The organism is Sphingobacterium paucimobilis HER1398 (assembly GCF_000416985.1).
Taxonomy (GTDB): Bacteria; Bacteroidota; Bacteroidia; order Sphingobacteriales; family Sphingobacteriaceae; genus Sphingobacterium; species Sphingobacterium paucimobilis.
In genome coordinates this window covers 85,261-111,803 of the sequence record NZ_ATDL01000005.1, presented here as the reverse complement: position 1 = coordinate 111,803, position 26,543 = coordinate 85,261, and the positions used below count along the sequence as shown (strand labels likewise).

The window sequence follows — 26,543 nt, the reverse complement described above, 5'->3', positions numbered from 1 at the left end:
TGTGGGCGTTGGAAGTTTGAGTGGATCTGTCCTTAGTACGAGAGGACCGGGATGGACTGACCGCTGGTGAACCAGTTATGCCGCCAGGTGTACGGCTGGGTAGCTACGTCGGGAATAGATAAGCGCTGAAAGCATCTAAGTGCGAAACTAGCCACGAGATGAGACTTCCTTACAGGGTCGTTGCAGATGACAACGTTGATAGGCTACAGGTGTAAAGGTTGAGAGACCAAAGCCGAGTAGTACTAATAGCCCGAAGCTTTCCAAGCAGATAGACCTGTTGTCTTCTCTGACTGTTCTTTTTCTTTCAATAACATGTCAATCAGGCTATAGCTGTTATGCAACAGCGATGAGCTTAAGATATTTCAGGTGCCTATATCGGCGGTGTCTACCTCTTCCCATTCCGAACAGAGAAGTCAAGCCCGCCAGAGCCGATGGTATTGCCGTAACAGGTGGGAGAGTAGGTCGGTGCCTTTTTTTATACAAAGCCCCTTCAGGAAACTGGAGGGGCTTTTCTGTTTATTTGAAAATAACTAGCCGTTAAATTGCAATTTAAGTCGTTTTTATTCCATCTTTACAGTATAAAAATAAATATATGAATGTATACGAACTAATATCTATTGGATTATATATGGCGCTGATGGTAGGAATAGGTATCTATTCTTGGAGAAAATCGACAAGCAATTCGGATGAATTTCTGATAGGTGGACGAAAAATGGGCGCCGCCGTAACGGCTTTGTCTGCTGGCGCTGCTGATATGAGTGGCTGGTTACTGATGGGACTGCCAGGTGCGATGTATCTTTCTGGATTGTCTAGCGCATGGATAGCTATTGGACTAACTACAGGCGCTTTTTTAAACTATGTGATAGTAGCCCCTCGATTACGCGTGTATACGGAGGTGGCCAAGAATGCGATTACACTACCTGTTTATTTTGAGAACCGTTTTCGTGATAAGACACAGTTATTGAAAATTGTATCTTCTATTCTTATCTTGGTATTCTTCACCTTATATACTTCAGCAGGAATGGTCTCGGGGGGGCGACTTTTCGAATCTGCTTTCGGGATAGATTATTATACAGGTTTGTTCGTTACAACCTCAGTGGTGGTTCTATATACTTTTTTAGGCGGTTTTCTAGCCGTGAGCCTAACGGATTTTGTACAAGGAACAATTATGGTTACCGCATTGGTTATTATCCCTATAGTTGTTGTTTCTCAGATAGGCGGATTGGGTACTACGCTAGAGATCATTGAGAGCAAAGGAAGCCATTATCTGGACCTTTTGGAAGGCACTACCGCTGTTTCTGTAGCTTCTTTGTTGGCTTGGGGATTAGGTTATTGTGGTCAACCACATATTCTTGTGCGCTTCATGGCGATAGACAATATGAAGGATCTCACTAAAGCAAGACGTATAGGAATAAGCTGGATGATATTTACAGTCGGAGGAGCAATGTTGGTTGGGCTGTTTGGTATTGCTTACCTCTATCAGTTTGATCAGAATCGTATGCTTGCATTCGACGGTTCTAAAGAAATGGCGGAAACGATTTTTATACATCTATCTCGTGTACTCTTCCATCCATTGATCGGAGGCTTCCTGTTATCAGCTATTCTAGCGGCCGTGATGAGTACGATCTCTTCCCAACTTTTAGTTACGTCGAGTTCAATGACAGAAGATATCTATAAAGCTTTTTTTAATAAGAATGCTTCGGCTAAAAGTATGTTGCTTATGAGCAGACTGTCGGTGCTCATTGTCGCGATAGTAGCCCTGCTATTGTCTTTAAATCCGCAGGATAGTATTTTGAATCTTGTTGGTAACGCTTGGGCTGGTTTTGGAGCAGCATTTGGACCATTGATCGTCTTGTCTTTGCTATGGAAGCGTACTACAGCGCTCGCAGGCTTACTGGGGATGTTAGTTGGTGGATCAGTAGTCTTATTATGGGTATATGTTCCCCATAGTTATAAAGCTGTTTATGAAATTATTCCAGGATTTGTTCTGAGCTTTTTGACGATAGTTGCTGTGTCTTTATTAAGTAAGCCGGTATCGAAAGAGGTTCAAGATGAGTTTGATGAAGTGAAGAGAATTATTCAGTCGTAAAAAAGGGAGCTTATTTCAAGCTCCCTTTTTTTATAAGGTCGAAAATTTGATGCGACTTGGCTTTGATTGATCGAAATACAGGCGATGTGTATTCTTGATATAATCCTCTGCTTTAGCTTTGTAGATATCCATGAATTGATTTGGATTGCGGTCGGCTAAAGGGAACCAACTGTGTTGTATCTGTACCATGATCTTGTGCCCTTTTTTAAACGTATGGGCGACATCAGGGAGGTTGACTTTTACATTGGTCACTTGTCCTGGAATGAAGGGTTCAGGGGTACTAAAACTATTTCTAAACTTGCCTCGTAGGATTTCTCCGCGGACAAGCATTTGATAGTTTTGCATCACAGTCTCTTTATTGATGGCAGATATGGCGGTCGAGCTATCGGGGTAAACGTCGATTACTTTTACAATAAAATCTGCATCAGTACCTGTCATTGATACATGTAGATCCGCTTGTATTGGACCCGCCATAGTGATATCCGTCGATAGAACTTCGGTCTCAAAAACGATGACATCCGGTCTATTCGCAGCAAAACGTTGATCAGCAATCATATATTCTCGGGTACGATTTGTGATTATGCCTTCTTGTGAAGGAACTGGCTTTAAGGGATCGCTTACGTATTCAATGTAGTTATCTTGCCCCTGGTTTGGTGTCGGAGTTAACCTGTTGTTTTCGTTTAGATAAAGGGACTGTTCTTTACTTTCCTGTGGTGGCCATTGCGTAAATGTTTTCCACTGGTTGCTTCCGGTGACAAAGATATTAGCTTCCGCAGGATTGAAGGCCCCTTTTCCCTTTAAGTAGTATTCAAAAAAAGGTAGTTCGAATGTCTCTTGGTAGTGTGTGCTTGTGTTCTGATCGAATTTAATATCTCCAAATGAATCGCCTTTGCCACGGACCCATCCTCCATGAAACCAAGGACCCATTACTAGAATGCTATTGTTATTTGGATTTCGTCTTTCAATCTGTTTATAGGTTTCAAAAGCACCATAGGTATCTTCGGCATCAAAGAGACCGCCGACGACCATGACGGCTGGTTTGACTGCATTTAGATGATGGGTAATGGTACGGCTAGTCCAAAACGTGTCTAAGGTGCTGTGTTTCGCTAAATTGTTCCAAAATTTGACTGTGTGACCTAGATAGTTTGTCTTTAACTCTCCTAGTGTAGGGTTATCAAGAAAGAACTTATACCAATCTTTGGACTCTAGGTTGAATCCTTTGGGCCCATTTTCATTCGTGATGGGGCGCGGGCGTGGAGCGTCAAACGTGTACATGAAACGGAAAGCGTCAATAAGAAATAAAGCACCTCCATGGTGAAAATCATCACCAATAAACCAGTCGGTCACAGGAGCCTGCGGTGATACGGCCTTAAGCGCCGGGTGAGAGCCGACTAGCGAAGTCGTAGCGTAAAACCCAGGATAAGAAATACCATACATACCTACTTTTCCATTGTTGTTCTTGATGTTTTTAATCAGCCAGTCTATAGTATCATAGGTGTCGGTACTTTCGTCGATTTGGAGTTTGTTTTCCTTTGTTCTGGTAGGTCTAATATCTTCAAATGTGCCTTCACTCATCCATTTGCCACGTACATCTTGATATACAAAGATATAGGAAGCGGTAGCCATTTTTTCGAAGTTACCCAAGCTACTTTTATATTTATCCTGTCCATAAGGGGCTACGGTATAAGGGGTCCTATTCAGTAATATAGGATGTTTTAGTGTTTTGTCTTTGGGAATGTAGATTGCTGTGAAGAGTTTGGTTCCATCTCGCATGGGGATGTATTCTTCGATCTTGTCGTAATGTGCTCTGATATAGGCCTCGTTTACTTCTTGGGCACAGAGATGGCCGATAAGTGGAAACAGTAAAAGCAGAAGTAGTATTTTTTTCATGGTAACTTGGTTCAAATGAGAATTCAATATAAGTATTAATACTATTTTTTCTAAATTAGAGGAAACAAAATTTGAAATATTATGAGTTTGAAACAAGGCTTTTTGATTGAATTAGAAAGAGAAACCGAAAATACAAGACGTATCGTTAGCAGACTAAAGGATGAGCATCTCGATTGGAGACCGCATGTTAAATCGATGACCGCGGGAGAGTTGGCTGCCCATGTCGTAGAGCTGCACAACTGGGTACACAAGGCTTTGGGGCAAAGTGTGTTTGACTTTAAGAAACATTATACCCCATTCAAACCAACGAATATGAATGAAATTAGCGAAGTGTTGGAACAAGGATATGCTAAGAATGTAGAGATGATTAATTCATTGACAGACGAAGATTGGTCGTCGATGTGGACGCTATGTGCTGGTGATCACGTTATTGCGGAAATGCCAAAAGTTGGGGCGATGCGTTTTATCATACAAAATCACCTCATTCACCATAGAGGACAATTGTCTCTTTATCTACGGTTATTAGATATTCCTGTACCTGGGATATATGGTCCTTCTGCTGATGATTTGAGTAATGGATAGAAAAAAGGCCTCTTGTTATAAAGAGGCCTTTTTCTATATAAAATTACGGAAGCTTATTTTGCTAATTCTTCCGCAATAGCTTTTCCGATTTCTGCTGGAGATTCTACAACACGAATACCACACTCACGCATGATTTTCATTTTAGCTTCTGCAGTATCATCTGCACCACCAACGATAGCACCAGCGTGTCCCATACGGCGTCCCGGAGGCGCTGTTTGACCTGCTATAAAGCCAACAACTGGCTTAGTACCATTTTCTTTGATCCAATGTGCTGCTTCAGCTTCCATTCCACCACCGATTTCACCAATCATAATGATTGCCTCAGTCTCAGGGTCATTCATTAATAACTCAACAGCTTCTTTTGTAGTTGTTCCAATGATTGGGTCTCCACCGATTCCGATGGCTGTAGTGATGCCTAAACCTGCTTTTACAGTTTGGTCTACTGCTTCATATGTTAAAGTTCCTGATTTAGAAACTACACCCACTTTACCTTTTTTGAAGATAAATCCTGGCATGATACCGATTTTAGCTTCTTCCGCTGTGATGATACCAGGACAGTTAGGTCCGATCAAACGAGAGTTTTTGTCGCTCAAGTATGATTTTACTTGGATCATATCTTTCGTAGGAATACCTTCAGTAATACAAACGATTAAAGCAATTCCTGCCGCTGCTGCTTCCATAATGGCATCTGCTGCAAATGCAGGAGGTACAAAAATGATGGAAACATTAGCACCAGTAGCATCTACTGCATCTTGTACGGTATTGAATACAGGACGGTCCAAGTGTGATTGACCACCTTTACCTGGTGTAACACCACCTACTAACTGAGTACCATACTCAATCATTTGAGAAGCATGGTAAGTACCTTCTGTTCCAGTAAATCCTTGAACGATAACTTTTGAATCTTTATTTACTAATACACTCATTGTTCTATTTTTTTGCAGAGCAAATCTACTATTTTGTAATGACTTCCCGAAATAAAGGGCGGGCTAATCCATTTTTTTATAAGAATATTTCATCTTGGTGAGCAAATCCCAGGATACTACACCAACAGTAACCGATACGTTGAAGGAATGCTTTGTGCCAAACTGGGGAACTTCGATGCATCCATCGACATGGGGCAAGAGCTGTTCATCCACGCCATGGACTTCATTTCCAAAAATTAAAGCATATTTTTCATCTTCAGATGTGGTAAAATCCGGAAGTGATATCGAACTGGAAACCTGTTCTATGGCATAAATTTTATAGCCTTCCTCTTTAAGGGATTGTATAGCTTCTAGATTACTTTGAAAGTGTTTCCACTCCACAGACTGAGTCGCACCAAGTGCTGTTTTTTCAATTTCCCGGTGTGGAGGACAGGCCGTAATACCACAAAGTATGATTTTTTCTAATGCGAAACCGTCTGCTGTTCTGAAGGTCGAACCTACATTATGCATACTGCGCACATTGTCTAGAACCAAGACAATAGGTGTTTTTTCTTGCGCTTTGAAGGCCGTTATATCAGTACGGTTCAATTGATCCATTGATAGTTTTTGCATGGCCAAAATTAAGGAGTAAAATATGAAAAATGAAGCGTTTTGCTAATAATGTCTTAATAGCCGATGGACAGGTGGAAATAAAACTTTAAAATAGATTTTGAATATTGAATAATACTGGTTATTTTTGCAATCCGAATTTAGTATAAAAAATATAATAAAATATAGCTAAGAGAAATGGCAAATCATAAATCAGCGATTAAAAGAATTAGAGCTAACGCTGCGAAGCGTCTAAGAAACCGTTACCAAGCAAAAACTACACGTAACGCAATTAAAAAATTACGTAATACAACTTCTGCTGAGGAAGCTAAAGCGTTATTACCACGCGTAGTTTCTATGCTAGATCGTTTGGCTAAGAAAAATGTTATCCACAAGAAAAAAGCTTCAAATAACAAATCTAAGTTGACAAAGTTTGTTAACAAGTTAGCGTAATTTTTCTTACTAAGAATATAAAAAAGGATGCCAAAAGCATCCTTTTTTTATTGCGATAAACCTAGGTTTATTCCCTCTCCTTCATTTTAAGGATAGTGTTTGTTATAGTTTCTAGTGCCTTTGGATTGTCTTTGTAGCTTTCCAAGTCATATAGTTCTACTTTTCGAAAATCGATTGGGTGGCTTTCTGATTGCAGATAGATATATCCCGATTTAAGCAATTGCCCATCTTTTTTCTGCGTTTCATCATACCCGCTTACATTTCCGCCTCCGATTTGAGGTTTGGCGTATTCTAGAACAGTTGTTCCTTCCAGTACATGTCTTATTAAAGAATCTCCGAATACAACGAAATCGGCTGTAACCCATTGGTCTCCATGATAAGTCTTGGATGTTGAACTCACACAGTGTGGAGTATAAAGTTCATTGCGGTAGAATACATTCGTGCCAGGAGTACAAAGGTTGGAAGTGGTACGCTCTGAAGTCGGGGTGGTGTCTCCGCCTAAGAGTTGACCTTCAATAGATATTGGGAAATCCTGATTTCTCAACATGCTCTCTGGAGATTGTCCATGTAACATAGCGCCACTATTGCGCCAGGCCCATCCTTCACCTCCCTTGACTTGATCTCCTACAAAACGATATTCGACACGTAGTATATAGTAACCAAATGGTTTGTTATAGGCTAGGTGTCCGTATTGTTTGTTGAAGTCTTCGTAGCCATCGTAGCGTACTTTCAACAGGCCATCTTCAACACGGAATGTGTTTTTATAGTTTTCACCGACTTCATGAAAGCGGATCTTTGCCGTCCAGTCGTTAATGTCCTTCCCATTGAACAACTGTATAGGAGCAGGAGTTTTTACAGTCTCATCGGCTTGTTTGTTTTGGGCATTGCACGATAGGAGCGTAGCCGAGGCTAGGGCTATAGTCAAGAAATGTTTTAGGTTCATTGAATAGAGGTTATTTAGAGTAATGTATTTTGATGTTTGACATAATCGCTGGGCCTTATCCCAATTACCTTATTGAAGGTATTGCTAAAGGTCGGTAGGCTGCTGTAGCCCACTCGGAGTGCCACTTCGTTGACACTTATCTTTTCATCTAGTAATAATCGCAGTGCTGTTAGCATTCTCAATATGGTATAATATTGGATAAATGACATGTTAAGTTCTTTTTGGAAAAGACGTGCCAAAGTCCGTTCGCTGATATCAAACCGTTGTGAGAGATCCTTAAAGCCTACATTTTCAGATATATTCTTTTCAAGGAATGATACGATATTTTTCAACTTTTCATGTTGAGGATAGGGCAGAGCTAAAGGTAGTTCCGATTGGGACAACTCTGGTAGGATTAATTTGAAAGCCTTTGCGATGGAATATTTCGGCTCTTCTACAGGAAAAATATTGCCGTTCCAGCGATTGGTGAACATGATTAATTCGATCAATAAGTCATTGACCGGATAGATGTTGATTTTGTCAAAAAAATCCGTGTCAGTTTCATATTTTGGAAAATAGAGATTTCTCATGACGACATGAGAAGAGCTGGGATGAATACTGTGCTTGACGCCAGAAGGAATCCAAATGTAGTGTCTCGCAGGTAGAAAATACGACTTGTCAGAAGTCTTAAGAAATACTACACCGCCTTCCGTATACAGAAACTGGCCTTTTTTATGTTGATGTTCTTCGATATGATTGTCACCCATTAATGCGTGATGACAATATATACTATCTTCAAATGCATCCACATCGGTCATATAATACTTATCGACGTATTCCTTTTCCATAACTTGTTGATTGAGCTATAAATTTCCATTTTTTTGGTTACAATACCAAAAAGTAAGTGTTGGCTTACTTAAAAAGTGTGCTCGTGCACAGTAATAGGGCGCTTTATCAACATTGTTAGCGATGCTAATAGCTTGTTAGTTAATTGTTTAATTCTTTGGTTTCTTCCTCGTAGAGGCTGTTTGTATTCTTTTTTATTGTTGATTATTAAGGGGTTATATGTCTTTGGATAGGAATCAATAATTTAGTGGCAGAATGTAATAATTTAGGTCGATATTTAATTTATATTATTGTAAATTGTTTGATTGATAGAAAGATATAAAAAATCATATTATTATAAATAATGAGTGTTGAAAGAATACGTTTAGAAACTTTACGTCATAAAGTGATGACCGCCGAACAGGCAGCCTCCTTTATCCAGAATGGCATGGTTGTCGGATCTAGTGGATTTACCAAAGCGGGTGATAGTAAGGTTGTATTGCCAGCATTTGCTGAGCGAGCCAAAAAAGAAGATATAAAAATTACCTTAATGACTGGTGCCTCCTTGGGGCACGATACAGATGGCAAGTTGGCAGAGGCTGGTGCATTGAGCAAGCGTATGCCTTTTCAAGTGGACAGGACATTACGAAATAAAATAAATGCCGGAGAGGTCTTGTTTATCGATCAACACTTGAGTGAAAGTGCTGAGCTCCTACATAACGAAAACCTTCCTCCAGTGGATATCGCTATTATAGAAGTAGCGTACATCGATAGGGATGGAAGTATTGTTCCGACTACTTCAGTAGGTAACTCGGTTACATTTGCCGGATTGGCAAAGCAGGTGATCTTGGAAATTAATACTGCGGTTCCTGAAGAAGTATACGGAATCCATGATATTTATCAAGCGGAGAATTATCCCCATCGAAATGTGATTCCCATCGTAGCTCCTTGGAATAAAATTGGACGTAAGACTATACCCTTGGATCCTGCAAAGGTCATTGGTATTGTATTTACTGATATAACAGATAGTCCTGCAGATATAGCAGCGCCCGATCAAAAGACCTCTTCCATTGCGCGGCATATTTTACAGTTTTTTGAGAATGAGGTAAAGTTAGGTCATCTGACTGATCGTCTACTTCCAATTCAAGCAGGAATAGGAAAAGTGGCAAATGCCGTATTGATGGGATTTAAGGATAGTAACTTCTATGATCTGACCATGTTTTCAGAAGTATTACAGGATAGTACATTCGACCTTATTGATTCTGGAAAACTGAGCTTTGCATCAGCGTCATCGATAACAGTCTCTGAAGATTGTTATCATCGTGTTTTTGATAATCTCCAACGTTACCGTGATAAGTTTGTACTTCGACCGCAAAATATTTCCAATACCCCTGGTCTTATCCGCCGTCTAGGAGTTATAGCAATCAACACAGCCATTGAGTTCGATATTTATGGCAACGTTAACTCGACACACATCTCCGGAACCAAAATCATGAATGGAATAGGAGGATCGGGAGACTTTGCTCGTAATGCCTATCTGAGTATATTTGTGACCCAGGCGGCCTCTAAAGACAATGCCATATCGCATGTACTTCCTATGGTATCCCATGTGGATCATACCGAGCATGATGTTGATATTCTGGTAACCGATATTGGTCTGGCTGATCTAAGAGGATTGGCTCCAAGGGAGCGGGCTCAGCAGATTATAGACAACTGTGTACATCCTGATTATAGAGAAGAACTACAATCCTATTTTGACCGGGCATGTATACGAGGTGGACATACGCCTCACCTTCTGGAAGAAGCCTTTAGTTGGCATCTGCGACTGGGGCAGACAGGTAGTATGAAGAAGTAAAGTAAAGAAGAGAGCTAAGATAACCCACCTCTTAGCTCTTCTTTACTTTGTATAGCGCCGTTTGCGGGCATAACTCTGTAATAGCCCAACCAATAACAGGATCATTATTGGAAGAACAACATTAATCAGTTGCCATTTTAACTTGTCGTTCTTCACCGCGGCCTGATCCAATAAACGCAGTTTCACCTCTCTGTTCCGAAGTTTAATTAGTCGTTCATCATTCATCAGATAATCCACGATATTCTCTAAGAAGACCTTATTTGCGTACTGTTGTTCGGTATATCGGTCCCAACCTAATGGGTATGGAGACTGATCTTTCCCATTCACTTGATTGATTAGCCAATCACCATCAGCAATAACCAGCATACGCGCTTCTTTTGACAGATGTGACAGATCTATAGTCTCTGTTACTCCAGACGGTACAGGTCTATTTTCAAAAATATAAGGGAAATGACCACTCAGGAGTGCTGCGACCGGCTTAGGTGTGGTCCTGAATTTAGCAGGATCAGGTTGCTCTTCCACCATCTGTAAGGAAATTGGACCTGGTGTATTGACGATCCGACTAAAGGGTGAAGAGTGTAAAAGTAGCTCTTTCTTGATGCCTTCCGCTGCGATAGTGTCTAGCGTACCGACAAATTCTGTACGTATGCCATCTAGGTTTTTTAGAATAGCATTATTGCTCGTCGGCATCAAGATCGGAAAGAAATACCAAGGCACCATCTCTATCTGAGATTGTCCGCCAATACTTCCTACAGAGAGCGGCAACTGTGAACAGTTCAGATCCGCAACAAGATTATAATTTAGACGTACGCCATAGAGAAAGAGTTGATCATCCAAGTTCAGTGCTCTCCCGATAAGCGGCTGTGTACCCGTCTTTTTGAGATGATCCAAACTCGCATCGACTTGGTCTATGGCCCAGATCACCGAACCACCATTTCGGACAAAATAATCTAATTTATATTTCTCACTTTCTGAAAAGGAAGTTTGTGGCTTTGCTATAATAATAAGAGCAATATCTTTTAAATTATCCAATCGGATCGAATCAAGGTGGAGACGTCCCACTTGCCCCGTAGCACCCAATGTCTGCATCGCATCATATAGTTCCAAATCCGAAGGTTCGCCATGACCTTCTGTAAAAGCAATATAAGAAGCTTTAGGACTGTTGATTTTCGCTACGGCAGAGACAAGCGCATATTCTAGATTTTGAATCGAATTGTTGAGAACATGTTCCGGAGTTTGTCCTATCTTATTCTGAAGCAGGCTGACATTGATTTCCTGTTCCCCATGGCTGACAATCGCCGCCGGAAATATTAATTTCTGACTGAAGCCACTTCCTGTTTTTACACTGAGATTAGTCGGGTACAATCCGCGTGCAATCAGTGCTTCTGCATATTCCTTTTGTTCTTCTTCACTTCCAGCACTTGGATCGATGACATTGACTTTTAGTTTGCCTTTTGAATAGCCTTTCAGGTCGTACGCCATATCTATAGCAGCTTGTCGTAATCTTTTAAAGCCTGCCGGAAGTTGACCATCGAGAAAGATGGTAATGTAAGTGTCGTCTTTAAGTTGCTTAACCATGTCCTTTGACGTCTCCGTGAGTGTAAACCGTCTGTCGGAAGTAAGGTCTATTCTGCCGAACATCTGCTGTACCAAAGATTGATTCACTATGGTTATTAAAATCAAAAAACTGAAATATACTAAAAATGTCTTTTTTCGAGCTCGGAAACGACGTCCTAGATGACCTACTGAAAACAGTAAGAACAGGGCCTGTAAACTAAAAAAATAGACCAAGTCAGCAGCTGTGATCACTCCTCGACTCATCGAATCATAGTGTTTTAAGATTCCAACATTCTTGACCGAGTCTTCTATAAAAGCTAAAATTTGGAGTTGGCCGAGTGCATCAAATCCGTAAAAGAAAAAAAAGCACAGGGAGATAGCCAACAGAAAAGCAATAATTGGATTGTCCGTCAAAGAAGAGCAAAAGATCGAAATGGCTGCAAATGCTGCCGCCAATAGAAACAATCCAATATAAGAACCCATGACTCCGCCAAGATCCATATTGCCTATAGGATAGGCCAATAAGTAGATGGTTGCAGCATATACTAAGGTCGGTAAGATAGCTAAGAAGACAATTGTTACTGCGCCTAGAAACTTGCCTACAACAATCTGTTTTAAAGTGATTGGGCGACTTTGTAAAAGTTCAAATGTGCCGTCTGATTTTTCGCCAGCTATACTGCGCATACAAACAGCAGGGACTAAAAAAAGGAGAAGATAGGGGGTTAAAGCGAAAAAGCTGTCTAACGAAGCATAGCCAGCGTCCAATATAGAGGTTTCGGGGAAAACCCATACTAATAATCCCGTGATCAACAAAAATAGCCCTATCCCTAGGTAGCCAATCAATGAGTTAAAATAGCTGGCTATTTCTTTTATATATATACTTAACAACTTGCTCTCGATTAATTTGTTCCGAAATTAGGAAAATGTATGTTAGAAAGCAAGACAGCATGAGTCAGAGACCCATGCTGTTTATATGATACCTAATCTTTAAGATTATCTGCTTTTACCTGGTAGGTAAATCTGGAATCCAAGGCTGACTCCTAATCCTGTTGCTTTGTCCCCGAGGTTGACATTTGCTTTAGTATAGTTGTAGCCCGCCATTGCTTCAAGAGCCACCGTCTGTGTGATAAAGTGTGCATAACCTGCATTAACACCGAAAGCAAAAGCTGTTCCTTTACCTTGTGATCCTCCAGCTATGCCGACATCACCTTGACCAAAGAAACGGCCTGTAGCACTTGCTCCTCTGGGGATATAGTAGCGTACAAAAGGTGCAATACCATAACTCCATTCCGTCTTTTCATTCTTAGCAGCACCTACGCCTAAAGTAGCTTGAGCTCCTAATGCTAGACCATCTGCAATAAAGTATCCTGCACGAGGATTTAATGCAATGTTAAAGGCATCTGATTCAAAGTTGTAACCAAGATTTCCAACAGATCCACCTATCATCCAATTTCCTTCTTTGATGGGGGTGAGTCCTACATTCGCCGAATGTTGAGGTACTGTTTTAATTTCTTGTGCGTTAGTATACCCAAAAACGCCAAGCAATAATGCGGCTGTAAGTAGTTTTTTCTTCATATCTAATAGTTTTTAATTATAGAAAACTTCATACCTCTAGAACAATCTAAAGGCAATCTTGTTTTACGAGTTTGTTAGTTTTACAAAAATATCTTCCATATGGAGGCCTGGGTATTTGTCCTCTCTGTCCACGGACAAAAAATGATCTTTTATTTGCCCTTTATGGATAATGATAATTTCTTGGCACAAGACTTCTACTTCTTGCATAATATGTGTCGATAAGAACACCGTCTTGTTTGTTGACAATTGTTGGATTAAAGTACGAATCTCGATAATCTGATTGGGGTCGAGTCCAGTCGTTGGTTCATCAAGAATCAAGACTTCAGGGTCATGTATTATTGCTAGTGCTAGTCCGACACGCTGCTTGAAGCCTTTGGACAGTTGACCTATTCTCTTGTGCTGCTCAGCCTGTAAGCCTGTCAAGGCAATTACTTCCTGTACCCTCTGTGCGCTGTTGGAAAGATTATGGAGACGAGCTTCAAAGTGTAATATTTCTTGTACGTACATGTCACTATAGAGTGGATTACTTTCTGGTAGATAGCCAATCGATCTTTTGGTCGGCAAAGGATTTTCTTGGATATCCAGGCCGTTGATTTTACAGGATCCCTGTTCGACCGGAATGATGCCCGTAAGGATTTTCATCGTGGTCGATTTCCCGGCTCCATTAGGACCTAAAAATCCGATAATGTGATTACTCCCCGTGGTAAATGAGATGGCATCTAAAGCTTTTTGTTGCTTATAGCTTTTTGTGAGTTCCCTGACTTCAATCGACATGATTTAATGACGTATATAAGGCGAAGTGATATTTCGCTTTCGGATATAATAATCTAATGCTTTATGCGCTTCAAAGGGACGGTCAGTACTTAACACATCTGCTCCTTTTTCAATATATTCTGCATAGGTTTGGTAGCCTCGCTGTTCCGCTTGTCGATCAAGGTTGCCCAATGTACCCAATATTGTTTTGATGCCATGTTGGTGTAAGGTCGTTACCAGCTCTTCTTTAGGTTGTTGTATCCCTATAAAAGCAATAATTCTATTGTCGGGAATTCCCTGAGCAGCTAGTCGAGTTAAGTCATCTACCGACTTAATACTGGCAGAAATCATCAGATCGGGGTTGATACGATACAATGCTTTAGCTTGTTTGCTGCTATAGGTGATTACTACGCTGTAAGATTGTGCATTGGTCTTGGTAATTACGTCGGAGAGCAGTTGGTAGGGGATGTCATTTTTTGCATCTAGGGTAAAGATAACCTTTCCTCTGCCCCATACCAAAGCTTCTTCCAGAGTCGGGATACGATAAGAGGTGACCTTTCCCTCTGAGTCTTTAAGTTTCAGTTCTTTAAGGTCTGTCAGGTTCAACTTATTGATACGGCCTTTACCTGTTGTCGTTCTTTCTAAAGTCTCATCATGCATGAGTACCAAAATAGAATCTTTCGAAAGGCGGATATCACATTCAATAATAGCAGGCATCTTGTTGGCGATGCGGCTGAATGTTTCTATAGCGTTCTCGGGATATCCGGCGCTAGGTCCACCGCGGTGTGCACTGACCAACGGATAGGCCGATTCAGTATACGTTAGAAATTGATAGAGATCCTCTACTGTATTCAGCTCAAAGGTGCTCTTGCTGAATAAGCTGTTTTCCTGTTCCCTAATCTTCGTCTCTGTTGTGCTGCTATTACGAAAACAACCCGTCGCGAAAATCACGAATGAGATGGACAAAAGATATAGGGAGTTGAATTTCATCAGTCAGTATAAATTTGGTAATGTTTTAGCTGTTGCACAACCTCCTCTAACGAGGTTTGTATCTGATCCACGCTGACTTGCGCTTGACTATAGAACGGAATCCGTTCTTCCAACTTCGTCTCTATAAATGTGAGCAACTCATCTCCATTCAGCCCCTTTAGAACAGGTCTTTTGTTGACATCGGATTTGCTGAGCCGAGACCAGAGCGATTTTGGACTGTGTTGTAAATACAAGGCTATCCCATTTTCGACAATCCATTGCATATTGTCAAAAAAACAAGGTGTCCCTCCTCCAGTAGAAATAATAGCGTTTTTTCCTTTTTGCTTCTTCAGAAATTCACTTTCCAGTACTCTAAAGTGAGTTTCACCGTGCATGTTAAAGTACTCGGGGATACTCATGCCTATATGAGCTACAATTTCGTGGTCGAGATCAACAAATGGTCTCCCCATGGCAGCAGCAATCTTTTTCCCTAGCGTAGTTTTTCCACTCCCCATGAAGCCAACAATGAAAATTGGTCTAACCATTACTGCGTTTTTAAATAGGTTTCTATTAACTTTTCTTTGCTAGGGAAAGCATGCTTAGACCATTTCTTTATAACGGTGCCGTTTTGCAGCAACATAATGCCTGGGTTAGAGCGGACCATACTTTTCAGTGGCACTGCGTCTGCATAAAATGTTTCTAACACCAGGTCGAGTTGATCATCAAGGTAGCTGACGTCATTGGCGGAACTAGCTGTTAATAAGATCGCTCGGATATTAAAATCAGTAGACAGCGCACGAATAGTCTGATTGATTCTATCTAATGCCACTAGATCCGTAGGCGAAAGCTTGGTAACGTCGACACTGGTAACCACAAAGTTGTAATAGGGGTTGTTGATGACTTCTTGCGTTAGGTCATTTCCTTCAGCGTCTGAGATGATCAGATCCCGAATAGCTACTTGATAACCTTTTTTGATCAGTTTTGATTCGGGTTCACCAATGACTTCCCAATTCTCATCTTCCCAAATTTTTTGGTCCATATACTCCTTGTCTGTCATCTTTTTCTCTTCATTCGTCGTCTTGTTCTTCAGCGCGTAGATGTGTTCATATTCATCTTGTTCCGCACCCTCAGGTATTTCCATGAGCTTAGGAATGTTATTCCCCTCTTTATAAGGCAAGAAATCTACAAAAGGTAAGTAGCTGATGGTATAGATTCCGATACCAAAAGATAGAATGATAACAAAGAAGCTCAGCAGATTGTTCGTAAAAGAACTCGCTATCAAAGGGGCGATGTTTTTTCTTTTAACAAAGATTACCAATATAAAAACGAGTAACACAAGGTCTTTGATAAAGGATTGCCATGGAGTCAGAGGAATAGCATCTCCGAAGCATCCACAAGAACTCACTACCTCAAAAAAGGCAGAGTAAAACGTCAGGAAGGTAAAAAAGATAATCAAAAGTAGTAATCCCCAAGCGACTTTTCGACCTGCAATACCGAGTACAAGTAAAGCACCTAGAATAATCTCAAAAGCACAGATAGCGACCGCAATCCAAGTAGCATAGTCATTTAGGAAATTAAGATGGAGTACATGGAAGTACTCTTGCAATTTGAAGCCAAATCCCATAGGATCATTGGCTTTTATTAATCCGGAAAATATAAATAGCAGTCCAACGAACAATCGTGATACCCATAACAGGATATCAGGTGAAGACTTGTCGTTTTTCAACGGAGCATAGTAGGAAGTATTAGACATTTTAGTTGTTTTTATCGGCAAAACCCAGTTTTATTAACGCAAAGACAGCATAGTTCAACATGTCTTGATAGTTGGCCTTTAGGCCTTCGGAGACGAGTGTCTGCCCATGGTTGTCCTCAATTTGTTTCACTCGGTGTAGTTTCATAAGGATAAGGTCTGTCATCGAGGAGATGCGCATATCGCGCCACGCCTCACCATAATCATGATTTTTTGCAAACATCAGGTCACGTGTCTCATCTACTTTTTCTGTATATTTTTGGTCTACAAAAGCGGTTTGAAGATTTTCTTCTCCTTCTTCACCCAATTCTAATTGCAAAAGTGCGATGACACAGTAATTCACAATCCCGATATACTCGTCCGAAATATCCTCACCAACTTTAGAAACCTGTTTGATTTCGAGCGTTCGGATACGTTTTGCTTTGATGTAAATCTGATCGGTGATTGATTGTAGACGCATGATTCGCCATGCGGTACCATAATCCTTCGTTTTTTTTATAAAAAGATCCTTGCAATATTGTATTACGGCATTGTATTCTGCGGTTGTATCCATATCCTCTAATTCGTATTACTTTTCAATAAAGACAAATATAGCTAGAAATATGGTTGTTTGTTAGTCACAAAACTGTATGTTTTGCTTTTTTCTATCGATAAGTCAAGATTTTTGAACTAGATTAGAGTGATGAATTTGAGTTTTATACAAGATATATAAGTGTGCCGATGGGGACGAGTAAAATAGAAATACGGGATGTAAATATCATCCGTTATATACAACCTTTTAGAGAAGGAGGTTCATTACCTGGGCTGGTCGATGCAGACGATGGATTTAGTTACGTTATTAAGTTTAGAGGAGCCGGACAAGGTAAGAAAGCGCTAGTGGCCGAGTTTATAGGAGGGGAGCTGGCACGTCTATTGGGGCTTCGTATGCCCGAGATGGTATTTGCAGAGTTGGACGAATCATTTGCGCGGATGGAACCGGATGAAGAGATTCAGGATTTGTTACGTTTCTCTGTCGGGAAAAATCTAGGTGTACACTTTCTTAACGGTGCCATTACGTTTGATGCTAATGTTGATGTTGTCAATGAAGAGGAGGCTTCTAAAATTGTTTGGTTGGATGCCTTATTGATGAATGTGGACCGCACTGCACGTAATACAAACATGTTGATCTGGCATAAGGAACTTTGGTTGATTGATCACGGTGCTTCGCTCTATTTTCATCATTCTTGGGACAATTGGGAAGAGCAGATGACCAAGCCTTTTGTACAGATCAAAGATCACGTGCTGTTGAATAGGGCAACACAGGTTCGGGAGGTCGATAGCAAGTATAGGTCGAGTTTTGATGTTGATACAATCACTGCTGTTTTGGATGCTATTCCTGACGAATGGTTGGCGGAAGAAGGAAGAATGCTCGGTCCAGAGGAAGTGCGTGAGGTCTACAGAAAGTTTTTATTGGGAAGACTAGCACAGTCTGATGTATTTCTTAATCAAATAGAAAATGAGCGAAAGAACAGTATATGAGTATGCCGTAGTACGGGTCGTACCTCGTGTCGAACGGGAGGAGTTTGTGAATGTGGGGGTAGCGCTCTATTGTAGAAAGCAACGCTATGCCGATGTCAAGATATATGTAGATGAGATGAAAATAAAAGCACTATATGCTGATATAGATGTGTCGATGATCAACGAACATTTAGATTCGTTTCGTCGAATTTGTATCGGTGATAAGCAAGCCGGACGTATTGCATCTCTTGATCAACCTGAGCGATTTAGATGGCTTACCGCAAATAGAAGTACACTGATACAATGCTCGGCTACACATCCTGGGATGTGCGTTTCTGCAGAACAGACTCATGACGAGTTGTTTAATAAATTAATTCTATAATGTTGGTAGTATTAATAGTATATTTGAACCGATGAAGGGAAATGAGGTTACGATGTTTTATCAACAACTGTTTTTAAAGCAAGTCGAGGTACAGGATATGCCATCAAATGAGCGTATTGCTGGCTGGGCTAAGGATTTGTTAGATCTGTTATTTCCAGAACGTAACTCCAAGGGTTTTGGTAGCATAGAGGAAATGATTTTGGCTTTTGGACAATCTGAATCCGAGCTTTTTGAGCTTCTACTGAAAACCAAAGCCTGTTCACACTGTGATAACCAGGCTATAGCTAAACGTTTTTTTGCGTTGCTACCTAGTATCTACGAGGTGATGAATACTGATGCACAAGCAATTATGGATGGTGATCCTGCGGCACAGAGCCTCCGCGAAGTCATTCGTACCTATCCTGGATTTATGGCTATTAGTATTTACCGCTTGGCTCATCAGTTGCTTCAGCTAGGGGTACCCTTGATACCAAGGATACTGACCGAGTATGCTCATTCAAAAACAGGGATTGATATTCATCCCGGTGCTCAGATAGGCCCCTATTTATACATAGATCACGGGACGGGGTTAGTTATTGGCGAGACCTGTATCATAGGTAGTCATGTCAAGCTATATCAGGGGGTGACCCTGGGAGCGCTCAGTGTAGAGAAATCCTTAGCCAACGTACAGCGACATCCCATCATAGGAGATCATGTTATCATTTATGCTGGAGCTACCATTCTTGGAGGAGAAACCAAGATTGGCGATCACTCGATCATTGGTGGAAATGTGTGGCTGACGAGCAGTGTTGAACCCTACACGACGGTATATCACCAGCCCAACTCAAAATTTATAGAAACCAAACCGACTGTATAATGGGAAATATTATCGATACAATAGGAAGTACCCCTCTGGTAGAAATCACACAATTCCATACCAATCCAAACGTGAAGATTTATGCCAAGTTGGAGGGGAATAACCCTGCAGGTTCTGTTAAAGACCGACCTGCGCTGAACATGATTCGTTCAGCGATGGAGCGTGGCGACATAAAAAAAGGCGATAAACTGATTGAAGCCACTAGTGGTAACACCGGCATCGCTTTGGCTATGATTGCCAGTATGTATGGATTAGACCTCGAGCTGGTCATGCCTGTTACCTCCACCAGGGAACGTACGCTTACGATGGAAGCTTTCGGGGCAAGAGTCACCTTGTTGGAATCTATGGAGATATGTCGAGATTACGCGGAGGAAAAAGCGGCCAAAGAGGGCGTGTTTATATTGAATCAATTTGCTAACCCCGATAATTATCTCGCTCACGTAAAGACAACGGGTCCCGAGATCTGGCAGGGTACAAAGGGAGAGATTACCCATTTTGTGAGTGCTATGGGGACTACAGGTACCATTATGGGCTGTTCAATGTTTCTCAAAGACAAAAATCCAGCTATTCAGATTGTAGGCTGTCAACCTACAGAAGAATCCTCCATTCCAGGTATTCGACGGTGGCCAAAGGCTTATCTACCTAAGATTTTCGACCCCTCGCGTGTCGATCGAGTCATTGATGTAGACGAAAAAGATGCCGTTCAGCGCTCTAGAGAGCTTGCGCGTCTCGAAGGTGTTTTTGCAGGTATGAGTACCGGTGGTGCGATGCAGGCGGCCTTACAGGTGGCGAGTGAATTGGAGCATGGCGTGATTGTATTTATTGCTTGTGACCGTGGAGATCGTTATTTAAGCTCTAGTTTATTTGGATAGGGATGATGATCAATTATAACTAAAAAGAGCCTGTATCAATACAGGCTCTTTTTAGTTATAATAGTCTTATTTCTTTTTGAAACGCATTACGACGATATCATCACTGATACAGGTCAATATACCTTCCGATACCGAATAGCGGGTTACCTTTTCTAGATTCTTTACGAATACAGACTCGCCATTACCTGGACAAAACATCCGTGTCATACCCAGCGCTCCGAATTTTATACGGTTACCTTCGCTTGTTTTATAGTCTCCAAAGAAGTTATTGCAGCTACTGTTGCCATTTACTTTGTGTTCAGCCGTTGTGAAGGTGATTGTAGGTTTTCGCTCCGGGTATAGGGCTTGAAAGGATTCACTGGTATGCAGAACATAGTCCATCTCCCAGGTTCCTTCTAGCTCAGTACTAGCCGAAGTTGCTTTAGACGCTTTCATCTTCGCTACAGGGGTAGTCCCCTGTTTTAAAATCAATAAATCTCCTGTTAATTCAAAATTATCTGCTTTACCCAACATTTGATTAATCCCTTGCTCAACACTCATATCTGGACAAGCCATCATGGTGGACATACCTTGCGAAAATTTTATCTTTTTCGTCGATTTTAATTCGAATGTACCACCAATACCATTACACCCTCCACTTGCGGAGTAGCGATTCTCATTTTTTTCAAAAGACATAAAAGGCTGTTTTCCATTTACCTCATTTGGAACAGGCTTGCCATTTAGTTCTGTCAATTGCCATTTCGTGTCGAATAGTGCCGCATTCATATTCTTATCTGCTCCTGATTTTTTTATTGCACAGCTACTCATGCCTAAACTGATCACTGTAGCGAGAACGATAAAGCTCCTGTTTATTTTAATAAATGATAATTTCATATGTTTTTAATTATTGTATACTCTTTGTTATCACAACGAACAGAATCCTTTATTTGCTACAGCCCGTCATCGATGTTTTAAGAGAAAAACATAATTTTAGCGAAAATGTTTTGTTGGACAGTACTTTAACAAAAAAAGCCTGCTAATATTTATTAGCAGGCTTTTCCTTATACGGGGTTTAGATTCCCAATTTCGACTTGATTTCTTTTTGAATTCCATCTTTATGTAGTAAGATAGAGATGGTTTTGTAGCGTACATATTCCTTTGTTACATAAAGGTAACCTTTGTAATCATTGGATTCGCCCCAAGAGTTTTTAACAATGTAGTACTCTTTACCGTTTTGGTCTTTTACCATACCTACGATATGCATGCCGTGGTCATCTGTTGTAGAATAATCATCGTATGCGGCTTGGCGTTGGTCTTCCGTAATTTTTGCTTCTGCTTTTGGACCGTTGAATAGATCGCCAAGTTCTTCTTTGCTCATCATATCCATGTCTTTTTCAGGAACAAATGCGACACCATTTTTCCAGCTGAAGTATTTTTCAGAAACATCACTTGCCCATGCTACGGTATACCCGTTTTGTAATGCGTTATCAATGATGCTTGTTAGATCATTCATTTTCACATTATAGAAGCTCTCGAACGACCAGTTATCTTGGATCAATAGTACGAATGGCTTGTAATAAGTATGCTCTTTGAATGAACTGATGCCAACATAGTCGTCTGGGTTGATACCGACAACTTGATCAGCCCAAGTGCGTGGTGTGTAAGTCTTACCTTTGTACTGGAATGATTGAGGCGGAACACCCAAATAGGAATCCATTACTCCAGTAATTGCTTTTTGCCAAGTAGGAGTCAGTTTCTTGCTCTTAACGATGTTTTCATTCATGCCCTGGATCAGTGTAGACATTTCAGAGAAATTATTGCGTGTCTGTCCTTCACGTAGGCCAGTGTATACCTCGCGAGGTACCGCGCCATATTTACGGAAAATAGTCAATACATCATGTAGCTGACCTCCTTCACCTTGAGCTTGGTCACCATGCAGTCTTACATAGGTTTTTGCTTTTTCCAAATAGGTATAATACGCTGTGTATATCTGGGAAATTTCTACTGGTTGTTTTCCTTGACGAATCATTTCGGACTCTAAGAATGAGTTACCTGAGTAAGACCAGCACGTGCCTGAAGAACCTTGATCTTTGATAGACGTATTTCCTAAGTTGATTAACTGTGTAAAGACAAATCCATCTTTGCTTTTGTCACTTACATTATTTTTAAGGGCATTGATTAAATTATCTTGAGCAAATGTATGCGTTGTAGCAAACATCGCTGCGGCGATAAATAGAGATTTTCTCCAATTCATATTACGAGTATATTAATTTAATGCTAATATAGATGTTTATTATAAGTGTTGAGAACCCTGTTGTGTAAAAATATTATGATGCTATAGTGGAGCTTTATACAAAGGGATTTCTATAAAAAAAGAAGTACCAACATTAATCTCTGTTTGAAAAGTTATTTTTCCTCCCATTCCATCAATCGTCTGCTTGACAAAGGCAAGCCCTAACCCCGTTCCGGAGCTCTTCGTGGTGAAGTTGGGGCTAAAAATATTTGGAATCACCTCTCGGGATATACCATCACCATTGTCATGGACAATGATCTGAACCCAATCGTCTTGCAATAAATGAGCCTGTATGTTTATTTTGTGTCTCTTGCGGCGTGAAGTCGCTTCGATAGCATTCTTCAATAGGTTATTGAATGAACGTAGCAGCTGATCTCTATCACCTAACACAATTATCTTTTTCATATTTGTGTGATTTTCAAAAACAATAGCCGTGTTTTGGTTGTTGTTGTAGACATCCAAAGATTTATTGATTTTGGCAATTAGATCTATTGGCACTAAGTTGGTGTCAGGGAGCTTGGCAAATGCCGAAAACTCAGAAGCAATATGGGAAAGGGCATCAATTTGTTGGATAAATGAAGTTGATATCTTTTGAAACCGTTCTGTAAGACGTGGATCGTTTTCATAAAATGAACGACTTAATTGTTGGATGCCAAGTTTCATTGGTGTCAGTGGATTTTTGATCTCGTGAGCGACCTGTTTAGCCATTTCACGCCAAGCACTTTCCCGCTCTGCATTCCGTAGTTGTTTGGCATTCTCTTCCAATTTTACCAACATGAAATTATATTCTTTGACCAGTACACCGATCTCATCATTTTTCTCCCAGTACAATGGTTCATTTTGTTTGCCACCAAGGTTGGTCTGTGAAAGTTTTTTGCGGATAATCTGCAACGGTTCAGTAATCTTATTGGAAATATAAACCGATAGGAATACAAAGACTATGATGATAATCGTATACACGTTAAGGATCGTATTCAGAAGTATACTTCTGCTTTCGGAGTCATTTGCATTAGAGTCGAAATAAGGAATTCCTAGATAGGCAACCGTATGGTAATTGGAGTTGCGTATGGTAGCATAAGAAGAAGCGTAGCTAAAATCTCCGATCAACTCATTATTTTGTGTCTCCGTTTTTTTTAATACATTAAGTGTTATAAACGCATCGGGGTTGATATATTCAGAAACCAATTTTTGGTCATATATCTTAGGTTGCGTTGTGAAGAAAAGCTTTCCGTTTTTGTCATAGAGATTGAAGTCACTGATCAAGACGTCGGACATCGAAGTCATCAACGCTTTTAGGTCTTCCGTAGCATCTCCAACAGTATCTATCAATGCTCGGGTTTCTAATTTTGTGACAAGTTCTGAAATATAATTTAATCGTTGGCTTTCTATGTTTTTTTGTGATTGGTAGCTGATGCTAAAAAAAGTAATTAGACCAGAAATAACAATTGCAATTAAGACCGACGATATGACCAAGGTTTGGATTCGCGTACTATATCTTATTCGAGAAAAGATAACTCGCAATTGATAACTAATATTCCGTAATTTAAAATCTTGACGTGCGTATTTAGGTACAATAACCAATAGAAATTTAGAAATAGCAAGCGCTAGATATAGCGTTAGAAAAGCCAACGAAGCTACTGCAATATATTGCCAGTACGAATGGTAAGGCTTACTGACCATGATGGTTGTTTCGTTATTGGGCTTATAGATAATATGGTAATAGCCATTATTGTCATCTAGATATACGAATTCATGTACTGTCTGAGGGTAGCTACTATCTGAGTTTGGGTAGGTGTATTTTCCGTTTTGTGTGACTAGTGTGCCATTTTTATAGAGGGCAAAACTATCTTTGATAACCCGTTGTGGGCTGAAACCCTCTGCGGACTGGGATTCTGTCAGTACTGGAAAGGGAAAGTTTGGATTGAATGCTTTGCTCTTAAAGTCCAAAATTAAAGAGACGCTTTGTTCATTACCTACAGGGAAATTGATTACGCAGAAATATTCATATGTTCCGATTTCTGTTTGTACCTTATAAAAGAGATTAGTTTCGTTTACTTTTACCGATTTGTTGATCACTTTTTCGCGGTATTCCTCTATTTTGTTGCTGTTATATTTTCCTAGAGGTACATCGTTAAAGTAATAGTAACCACGAAACTCGTATTTTGAAAGATATCCTCCGAGATACTTCTGTTTGATGTATTCGTTAATCATCTTCGTATTCGGATTGGGAAGAGATATCTCAATGAGATGCCTTAGCTGTTGATCATTAGACAGGTTGTATTCGATATCGGAAAAGCGTGAGATAGCCTCTACATCATCATCGGATTCAAGCGTAGTCAAAGTAATCTTCATGTGTTCCTGCTGAGTTTCCTTAACCGCTTCAGCGTATTTGATTGTCGTTATCAAAGCCAAGGCGACAAGAGAGACCACATGAGTGGAAAGGTTATTGTCTTTGAACATCGAATAGTCAAAGGACCGTACCATAATAAGGATACCGACCAAGACATTGAATAGACTAAAGTCTTGATTGACTGCTCCTAGTATCAGGAACTGCACAATGGTTATCAGCTGTATGTTAATGTTCAGGGTTGCTCTGCCACAGACCGATTTTCCAAATGTAAGTACCAGATCTGTCAGATAGATAAGGGAAAGTACACTTAGACAATAGATCACAACATGGGTCAATGTTTGTGGATTAAGATGGAATATCTGCACAAAATCCTTATCCGTAATTGGAGAGTGGGTAATCAAGGTCGTAACCTGATTAAAACCCCAATGGAACGCCAGGTATAAGGCAGATAACAAAAGATAGTAGAGTAATACACCGATGTTTTTTTCTTTCAGTTTGACTGGTGTACGCCAATGGTCTTTTATATTCTTAACAAAGCAGAGTACCCAGAAAATAGCAATATTGTTAATCAGAAAAGACCATAGGTTAGGAGAGAGGTAGCTATAGGCATAATATCTCGGATCAAATATATCTAGGCTGGAATATTGAGTGAACCAGTTGGTTTCAATATCTACAATGCGGACGAGAAAAAAGGTCAGTATTAAAATAATAACAGATAGTGAAGGATAGCCCTTGCGTGCCAACTGTAGGCAGGTGCCATTCACCCAGATGACAAAACATAAGGTGCCTAGAATCCAACAGATCAACTGTATCTTAAGGAAGATACTGTTGTGCTTGCCTTCCTTGAGTTTGACAGAGAATAAGAAGCTGTTGTCCTGGGCATAGATATTTCGAATATTTTCAGAATCTCCAAAGTTGGCGAGCCGAAGGTTGTCAGTCTTTAGAAATCTGAAAAATTGAGTTGTCTTAAGGTAACCACTAGAAGCATTGAAACTTCGTTCTATCGGAATTAGAGCCAATACGCTGATTTCTTCGCTTATTATCTTTTTCTTGACAACAAAAGAAAAATTCTCAGTTTTTATGAAACTAATATTGTTTTTCAGACCGGCCTCCGTCTCTGGAACATACATGTTCGAAGACCAAAAAACTGGCTTTTTATTTTTATACAGATACAGGTAGACATCGTCTTCTTCATAACGTTGCGATATTTCCTTAAGTTGTAGAGGGTATCGGTCACTATTGAGGAAAGTTTTGAGATATAAGGGGTCTGCAAAAATGTCATCTATTAATTTTTCTCTTGACCTTAAGTTTTCAGTAAGGTACTTGGTGTCTAGATCCAAGATGTCTGTCTCGGATATAGACTTCCGGATTGAAAAAGCTGTTGCGATAAACAACAGCGTCAATACCAATAAGAGAATACGAAGGTTATTCTTCATTACAATGGACTATATGCAGATCAGTGCTTAGTAGCTCTGCCTTTAGATTATTGAGGTTAAAAATAATGTATTAAAGACTAGGATACAAATGTGACGAAGAGATAATAATAGGATAAGATTTAATGAAATAAAAAAAGGCCCCAT

General features: G+C 40.3%; 23 protein-coding genes and 2 rRNA genes. 10 read left to right on the top strand and 15 right to left on the bottom strand.

Annotated features, from left to right (window positions below; genetic code table 11):
• From M472_RS28345 to putP, 3 genes are all read left to right on the top strand, one after another.
• A 23S ribosomal RNA gene (locus M472_RS28345) occupies nt 1-266 on the top strand; the annotation flags it as partial.
• 96 nt (nt 267-362) lie between these two features.
• A 5S ribosomal RNA gene (gene rrf / locus M472_RS28340) occupies nt 363-474 on the top strand.
• Nucleotides 475-592: 118 nt separating this feature from the next.
• Nucleotides 593-2,089 carry a sodium/proline symporter PutP gene (gene putP, locus M472_RS28335; RefSeq protein ID WP_021069227.1) on the top strand — a complete coding sequence of 499 codons (1,497 nt, stop codon included), beginning with the start codon at nt 593-595 and terminating at the stop codon, nt 2,087-2,089.
• A 30-nt stretch (nt 2,090-2,119) separates the two neighbouring features.
• On the opposite strand, the gene M472_RS28330 is transcribed toward putP, so the two are convergent.
• The gene (locus M472_RS28330) at nt 2,120-3,979 is read right to left on the bottom strand and encodes a CocE/NonD family hydrolase (RefSeq protein WP_021069226.1); all 1,860 of its coding nucleotides are present in this window, start codon (nt 3,977-3,979) and stop codon (nt 2,120-2,122) included.
• Nucleotides 3,980-4,060: 81 nt separating this feature from the next.
• Between M472_RS28330 and M472_RS28325 the strand changes: the two genes are divergently transcribed.
• Nucleotides 4,061-4,561 carry a DinB family protein gene (locus M472_RS28325; protein WP_021069225.1) on the top strand — a complete coding sequence of 167 codons (501 nt, stop codon included), beginning with the start codon at nt 4,061-4,063 and terminating at the stop codon, nt 4,559-4,561.
• 53 nt (nt 4,562-4,614) lie between these two features.
• Here M472_RS28325 and sucD read toward each other — a convergent pair whose 3' ends face one another.
• Nucleotides 4,615-5,487: a succinate--CoA ligase subunit alpha gene (gene sucD / locus M472_RS28320; RefSeq protein ID WP_021069224.1), complete on the bottom strand. Its 873-nt coding sequence runs from the start codon at nt 5,485-5,487 to the stop codon at nt 4,615-4,617.
• A gap of 63 nt (nt 5,488-5,550) precedes the next feature.
• A complete protein-coding gene (locus tag M472_RS28315) occupies nt 5,551-6,099 on the bottom strand; it encodes an RNA methyltransferase (RefSeq protein WP_022829278.1) in 549 nt (182 codons plus the stop codon).
• A 174-nt stretch (nt 6,100-6,273) separates the two neighbouring features.
• Here M472_RS28315 and rpsT point away from each other — a divergent pair, with 174 nt between their 5' ends.
• Complete coding sequence (gene rpsT, locus M472_RS28310) at nt 6,274-6,528, top strand: 30S ribosomal protein S20 (protein ID WP_021069222.1); 255 nt, start codon at nt 6,274-6,276, stop codon at nt 6,526-6,528.
• A gap of 67 nt (nt 6,529-6,595) precedes the next feature.
• Here rpsT and M472_RS28305 read toward each other — a convergent pair whose 3' ends face one another.
• Both M472_RS28305 and M472_RS28300 read right to left on the bottom strand, forming a co-directional pair.
• Entirely contained in the window at nt 6,596-7,471 is an 876-nt protein-coding gene (locus M472_RS28305; RefSeq protein WP_021069221.1) for a 3-keto-disaccharide hydrolase, read from the bottom strand.
• A gap of 14 nt (nt 7,472-7,485) precedes the next feature.
• Nucleotides 7,486-8,298 (bottom strand): helix-turn-helix transcriptional regulator, encoded by an 813-nt coding sequence (locus M472_RS28300; RefSeq protein WP_021069220.1) that lies wholly within the window; start codon nt 8,296-8,298, stop codon nt 7,486-7,488.
• Nucleotides 8,299-8,639: 341 nt separating this feature from the next.
• Between M472_RS28300 and M472_RS28295 the strand changes: the two genes are divergently transcribed.
• Complete coding sequence (locus tag M472_RS28295) at nt 8,640-10,130, top strand: succinate CoA transferase (protein WP_021069219.1); 1,491 nt, start codon at nt 8,640-8,642, stop codon at nt 10,128-10,130.
• A 42-nt stretch (nt 10,131-10,172) separates the two neighbouring features.
• On the opposite strand, the gene gldG is transcribed toward M472_RS28295, so the two are convergent.
• The 7 genes from gldG to M472_RS28260 all read right to left on the bottom strand — a co-directional run bounded on the left by gldG (nt 10,173) and on the right by M472_RS28260 (nt 17,287).
• Complete coding sequence (gldG, locus tag M472_RS28290; protein ID WP_021069218.1) at nt 10,173-12,575, bottom strand: gliding motility-associated ABC transporter substrate-binding protein GldG; 2,403 nt, start codon at nt 12,573-12,575, stop codon at nt 10,173-10,175.
• Between the two features lie 105 nt (nt 12,576-12,680).
• Nucleotides 12,681-13,262, bottom strand: coding sequence for a porin family protein (locus M472_RS28285; RefSeq protein WP_021069217.1), 582 nt, complete (start codon nt 13,260-13,262; stop codon nt 12,681-12,683).
• Between the two features lie 63 nt (nt 13,263-13,325).
• Nucleotides 13,326-14,036: an ATP-binding cassette domain-containing protein gene (locus tag M472_RS28280; protein ID WP_021069216.1), complete on the bottom strand. Its 711-nt coding sequence runs from the start codon at nt 14,034-14,036 to the stop codon at nt 13,326-13,328.
• 3 nt (nt 14,037-14,039) lie between these two features.
• Nucleotides 14,040-15,005, bottom strand: a complete 966-nt coding sequence (locus M472_RS28275; protein WP_021069215.1) for a glycerophosphodiester phosphodiesterase family protein — start codon at nt 15,003-15,005, stop codon at nt 14,040-14,042.
• Nucleotides 15,005-15,529, bottom strand: coding sequence for a shikimate kinase (locus M472_RS28270; RefSeq protein WP_021069214.1), 525 nt, complete (start codon nt 15,527-15,529; stop codon nt 15,005-15,007). Before M472_RS28270 ends, M472_RS28275 begins: the two co-directional genes overlap by 1 nt.
• Nucleotides 15,529-16,737 carry a BT_3928 family protein gene (locus M472_RS28265; protein WP_021069213.1) on the bottom strand — a complete coding sequence of 403 codons (1,209 nt, stop codon included), beginning with the start codon at nt 16,735-16,737 and terminating at the stop codon, nt 15,529-15,531. The genes M472_RS28270 and M472_RS28265 overlap by 1 nt, the downstream gene beginning before the upstream one ends.
• Before the next feature lies 1 nt (nt 16,738).
• Nucleotides 16,739-17,287, bottom strand: coding sequence for a DUF1599 domain-containing protein (locus tag M472_RS28260; RefSeq protein ID WP_021069212.1), 549 nt, complete (start codon nt 17,285-17,287; stop codon nt 16,739-16,741).
• 167 nt (nt 17,288-17,454) lie between these two features.
• On the opposite strand from M472_RS28260, the gene M472_RS28255 reads away from it, so the two are divergent.
• From M472_RS28255 to cysM, 4 genes are read left to right on the top strand one after another with little or no spacing between them, the layout of a single operon-like run.
• Complete coding sequence (locus tag M472_RS28255; RefSeq protein WP_021069211.1) at nt 17,455-18,252, top strand: HipA family kinase; 798 nt, start codon at nt 17,455-17,457, stop codon at nt 18,250-18,252.
• Nucleotides 18,230-18,613 carry a DUF3037 domain-containing protein gene (locus M472_RS28250; RefSeq protein WP_021069210.1) on the top strand — a complete coding sequence of 128 codons (384 nt, stop codon included), beginning with the start codon at nt 18,230-18,232 and terminating at the stop codon, nt 18,611-18,613. The genes M472_RS28255 and M472_RS28250 overlap by 23 nt, the downstream gene beginning before the upstream one ends.
• A gap of 31 nt (nt 18,614-18,644) precedes the next feature.
• Nucleotides 18,645-19,469, top strand: a complete 825-nt coding sequence (locus M472_RS28245) for a serine O-acetyltransferase (protein ID WP_021069209.1) — start codon at nt 18,645-18,647, stop codon at nt 19,467-19,469.
• Nucleotides 19,469-20,341, top strand: a complete 873-nt coding sequence (gene cysM, locus M472_RS28240; protein ID WP_021069208.1) for a cysteine synthase CysM — start codon at nt 19,469-19,471, stop codon at nt 20,339-20,341. The genes M472_RS28245 and cysM overlap by 1 nt, the downstream gene beginning before the upstream one ends.
• A gap of 66 nt (nt 20,342-20,407) precedes the next feature.
• Here the strand turns inward: cysM and M472_RS28235 are convergent, their stop codons facing one another.
• The 3 genes from M472_RS28235 to M472_RS28225 form a co-directional block, all read right to left on the bottom strand.
• Nucleotides 20,408-21,214, bottom strand: a complete 807-nt coding sequence (locus tag M472_RS28235) for an META domain-containing protein (protein ID WP_022829277.1) — start codon at nt 21,212-21,214, stop codon at nt 20,408-20,410.
• 178 nt (nt 21,215-21,392) lie between these two features.
• Entirely contained in the window at nt 21,393-22,574 is a 1,182-nt protein-coding gene (locus M472_RS28230; RefSeq protein WP_021069206.1) for a C1 family peptidase, read from the bottom strand.
• A gap of 81 nt (nt 22,575-22,655) precedes the next feature.
• Nucleotides 22,656-26,399 carry an ATP-binding protein gene (locus tag M472_RS28225; protein ID WP_021069205.1) on the bottom strand — a complete coding sequence of 1,248 codons (3,744 nt, stop codon included), beginning with the start codon at nt 26,397-26,399 and terminating at the stop codon, nt 22,656-22,658.
• Nucleotides 26,400-26,543 lie beyond the last annotated feature (144 nt).

Coding starts and splice junctions, on each gene's coding strand:
- putP (WP_021069227.1), top strand. CDS start 593: ATGAATGTATACGAACTAATATCTATTGGATTATATATGGCGCTGATG.
- M472_RS28330 (WP_021069226.1), bottom strand. CDS start 3,979: ATGAAAAAAATACTACTTCTGCTTTTACTGTTTCCACTTATCGGCCAT.
- M472_RS28325 (WP_021069225.1), top strand. CDS start 4,061: ATGAGTTTGAAACAAGGCTTTTTGATTGAATTAGAAAGAGAAACCGAA.
- sucD (WP_021069224.1), bottom strand. CDS start 5,487: ATGAGTGTATTAGTAAATAAAGATTCAAAAGTTATCGTTCAAGGATTT.
- M472_RS28315 (WP_022829278.1), bottom strand. CDS start 6,099: ATGCAAAAACTATCAATGGATCAATTGAACCGTACTGATATAACGGCC.
- rpsT (WP_021069222.1), top strand. CDS start 6,274: ATGGCAAATCATAAATCAGCGATTAAAAGAATTAGAGCTAACGCTGCG.
- M472_RS28305 (WP_021069221.1), bottom strand. CDS start 7,471: ATGAACCTAAAACATTTCTTGACTATAGCCCTAGCCTCGGCTACGCTC.
- M472_RS28300 (WP_021069220.1), bottom strand. CDS start 8,298: ATGGAAAAGGAATACGTCGATAAGTATTATATGACCGATGTGGATGCA.
- M472_RS28295 (WP_021069219.1), top strand. CDS start 8,640: ATGAGTGTTGAAAGAATACGTTTAGAAACTTTACGTCATAAAGTGATG.
- M472_RS28285 (WP_021069217.1), bottom strand. CDS start 13,262: ATGAAGAAAAAACTACTTACAGCCGCATTATTGCTTGGCGTTTTTGGG.
- M472_RS28280 (WP_021069216.1), bottom strand. CDS start 14,036: ATGTCGATTGAAGTCAGGGAACTCACAAAAAGCTATAAGCAACAAAAA.
- M472_RS28275 (WP_021069215.1), bottom strand. CDS start 15,005: ATGAAATTCAACTCCCTATATCTTTTGTCCATCTCATTCGTGATTTTC.
- M472_RS28270 (WP_021069214.1), bottom strand. CDS start 15,529: ATGGTTAGACCAATTTTCATTGTTGGCTTCATGGGGAGTGGAAAAACT.
- M472_RS28265 (WP_021069213.1), bottom strand. CDS start 16,737: ATGTCTAATACTTCCTACTATGCTCCGTTGAAAAACGACAAGTCTTCA.
- M472_RS28260 (WP_021069212.1), bottom strand. CDS start 17,287: ATGGATACAACCGCAGAATACAATGCCGTAATACAATATTGCAAGGAT.
- M472_RS28255 (WP_021069211.1), top strand. CDS start 17,455: ATGGGGACGAGTAAAATAGAAATACGGGATGTAAATATCATCCGTTAT.
- M472_RS28250 (WP_021069210.1), top strand. CDS start 18,230: ATGAGCGAAAGAACAGTATATGAGTATGCCGTAGTACGGGTCGTACCT.
- M472_RS28245 (WP_021069209.1), top strand. CDS start 18,645: ATGAAGGGAAATGAGGTTACGATGTTTTATCAACAACTGTTTTTAAAG.
- cysM (WP_021069208.1), top strand. CDS start 19,469: ATGGGAAATATTATCGATACAATAGGAAGTACCCCTCTGGTAGAAATC.
- M472_RS28235 (WP_022829277.1), bottom strand. CDS start 21,214: ATGAAATTATCATTTATTAAAATAAACAGGAGCTTTATCGTTCTCGCT.
- M472_RS28230 (WP_021069206.1), bottom strand. CDS start 22,574: ATGAATTGGAGAAAATCTCTATTTATCGCCGCAGCGATGTTTGCTACA.
- M472_RS28225 (WP_021069205.1), bottom strand. CDS start 26,399: ATGAAGAATAACCTTCGTATTCTCTTATTGGTATTGACGCTGTTGTTT.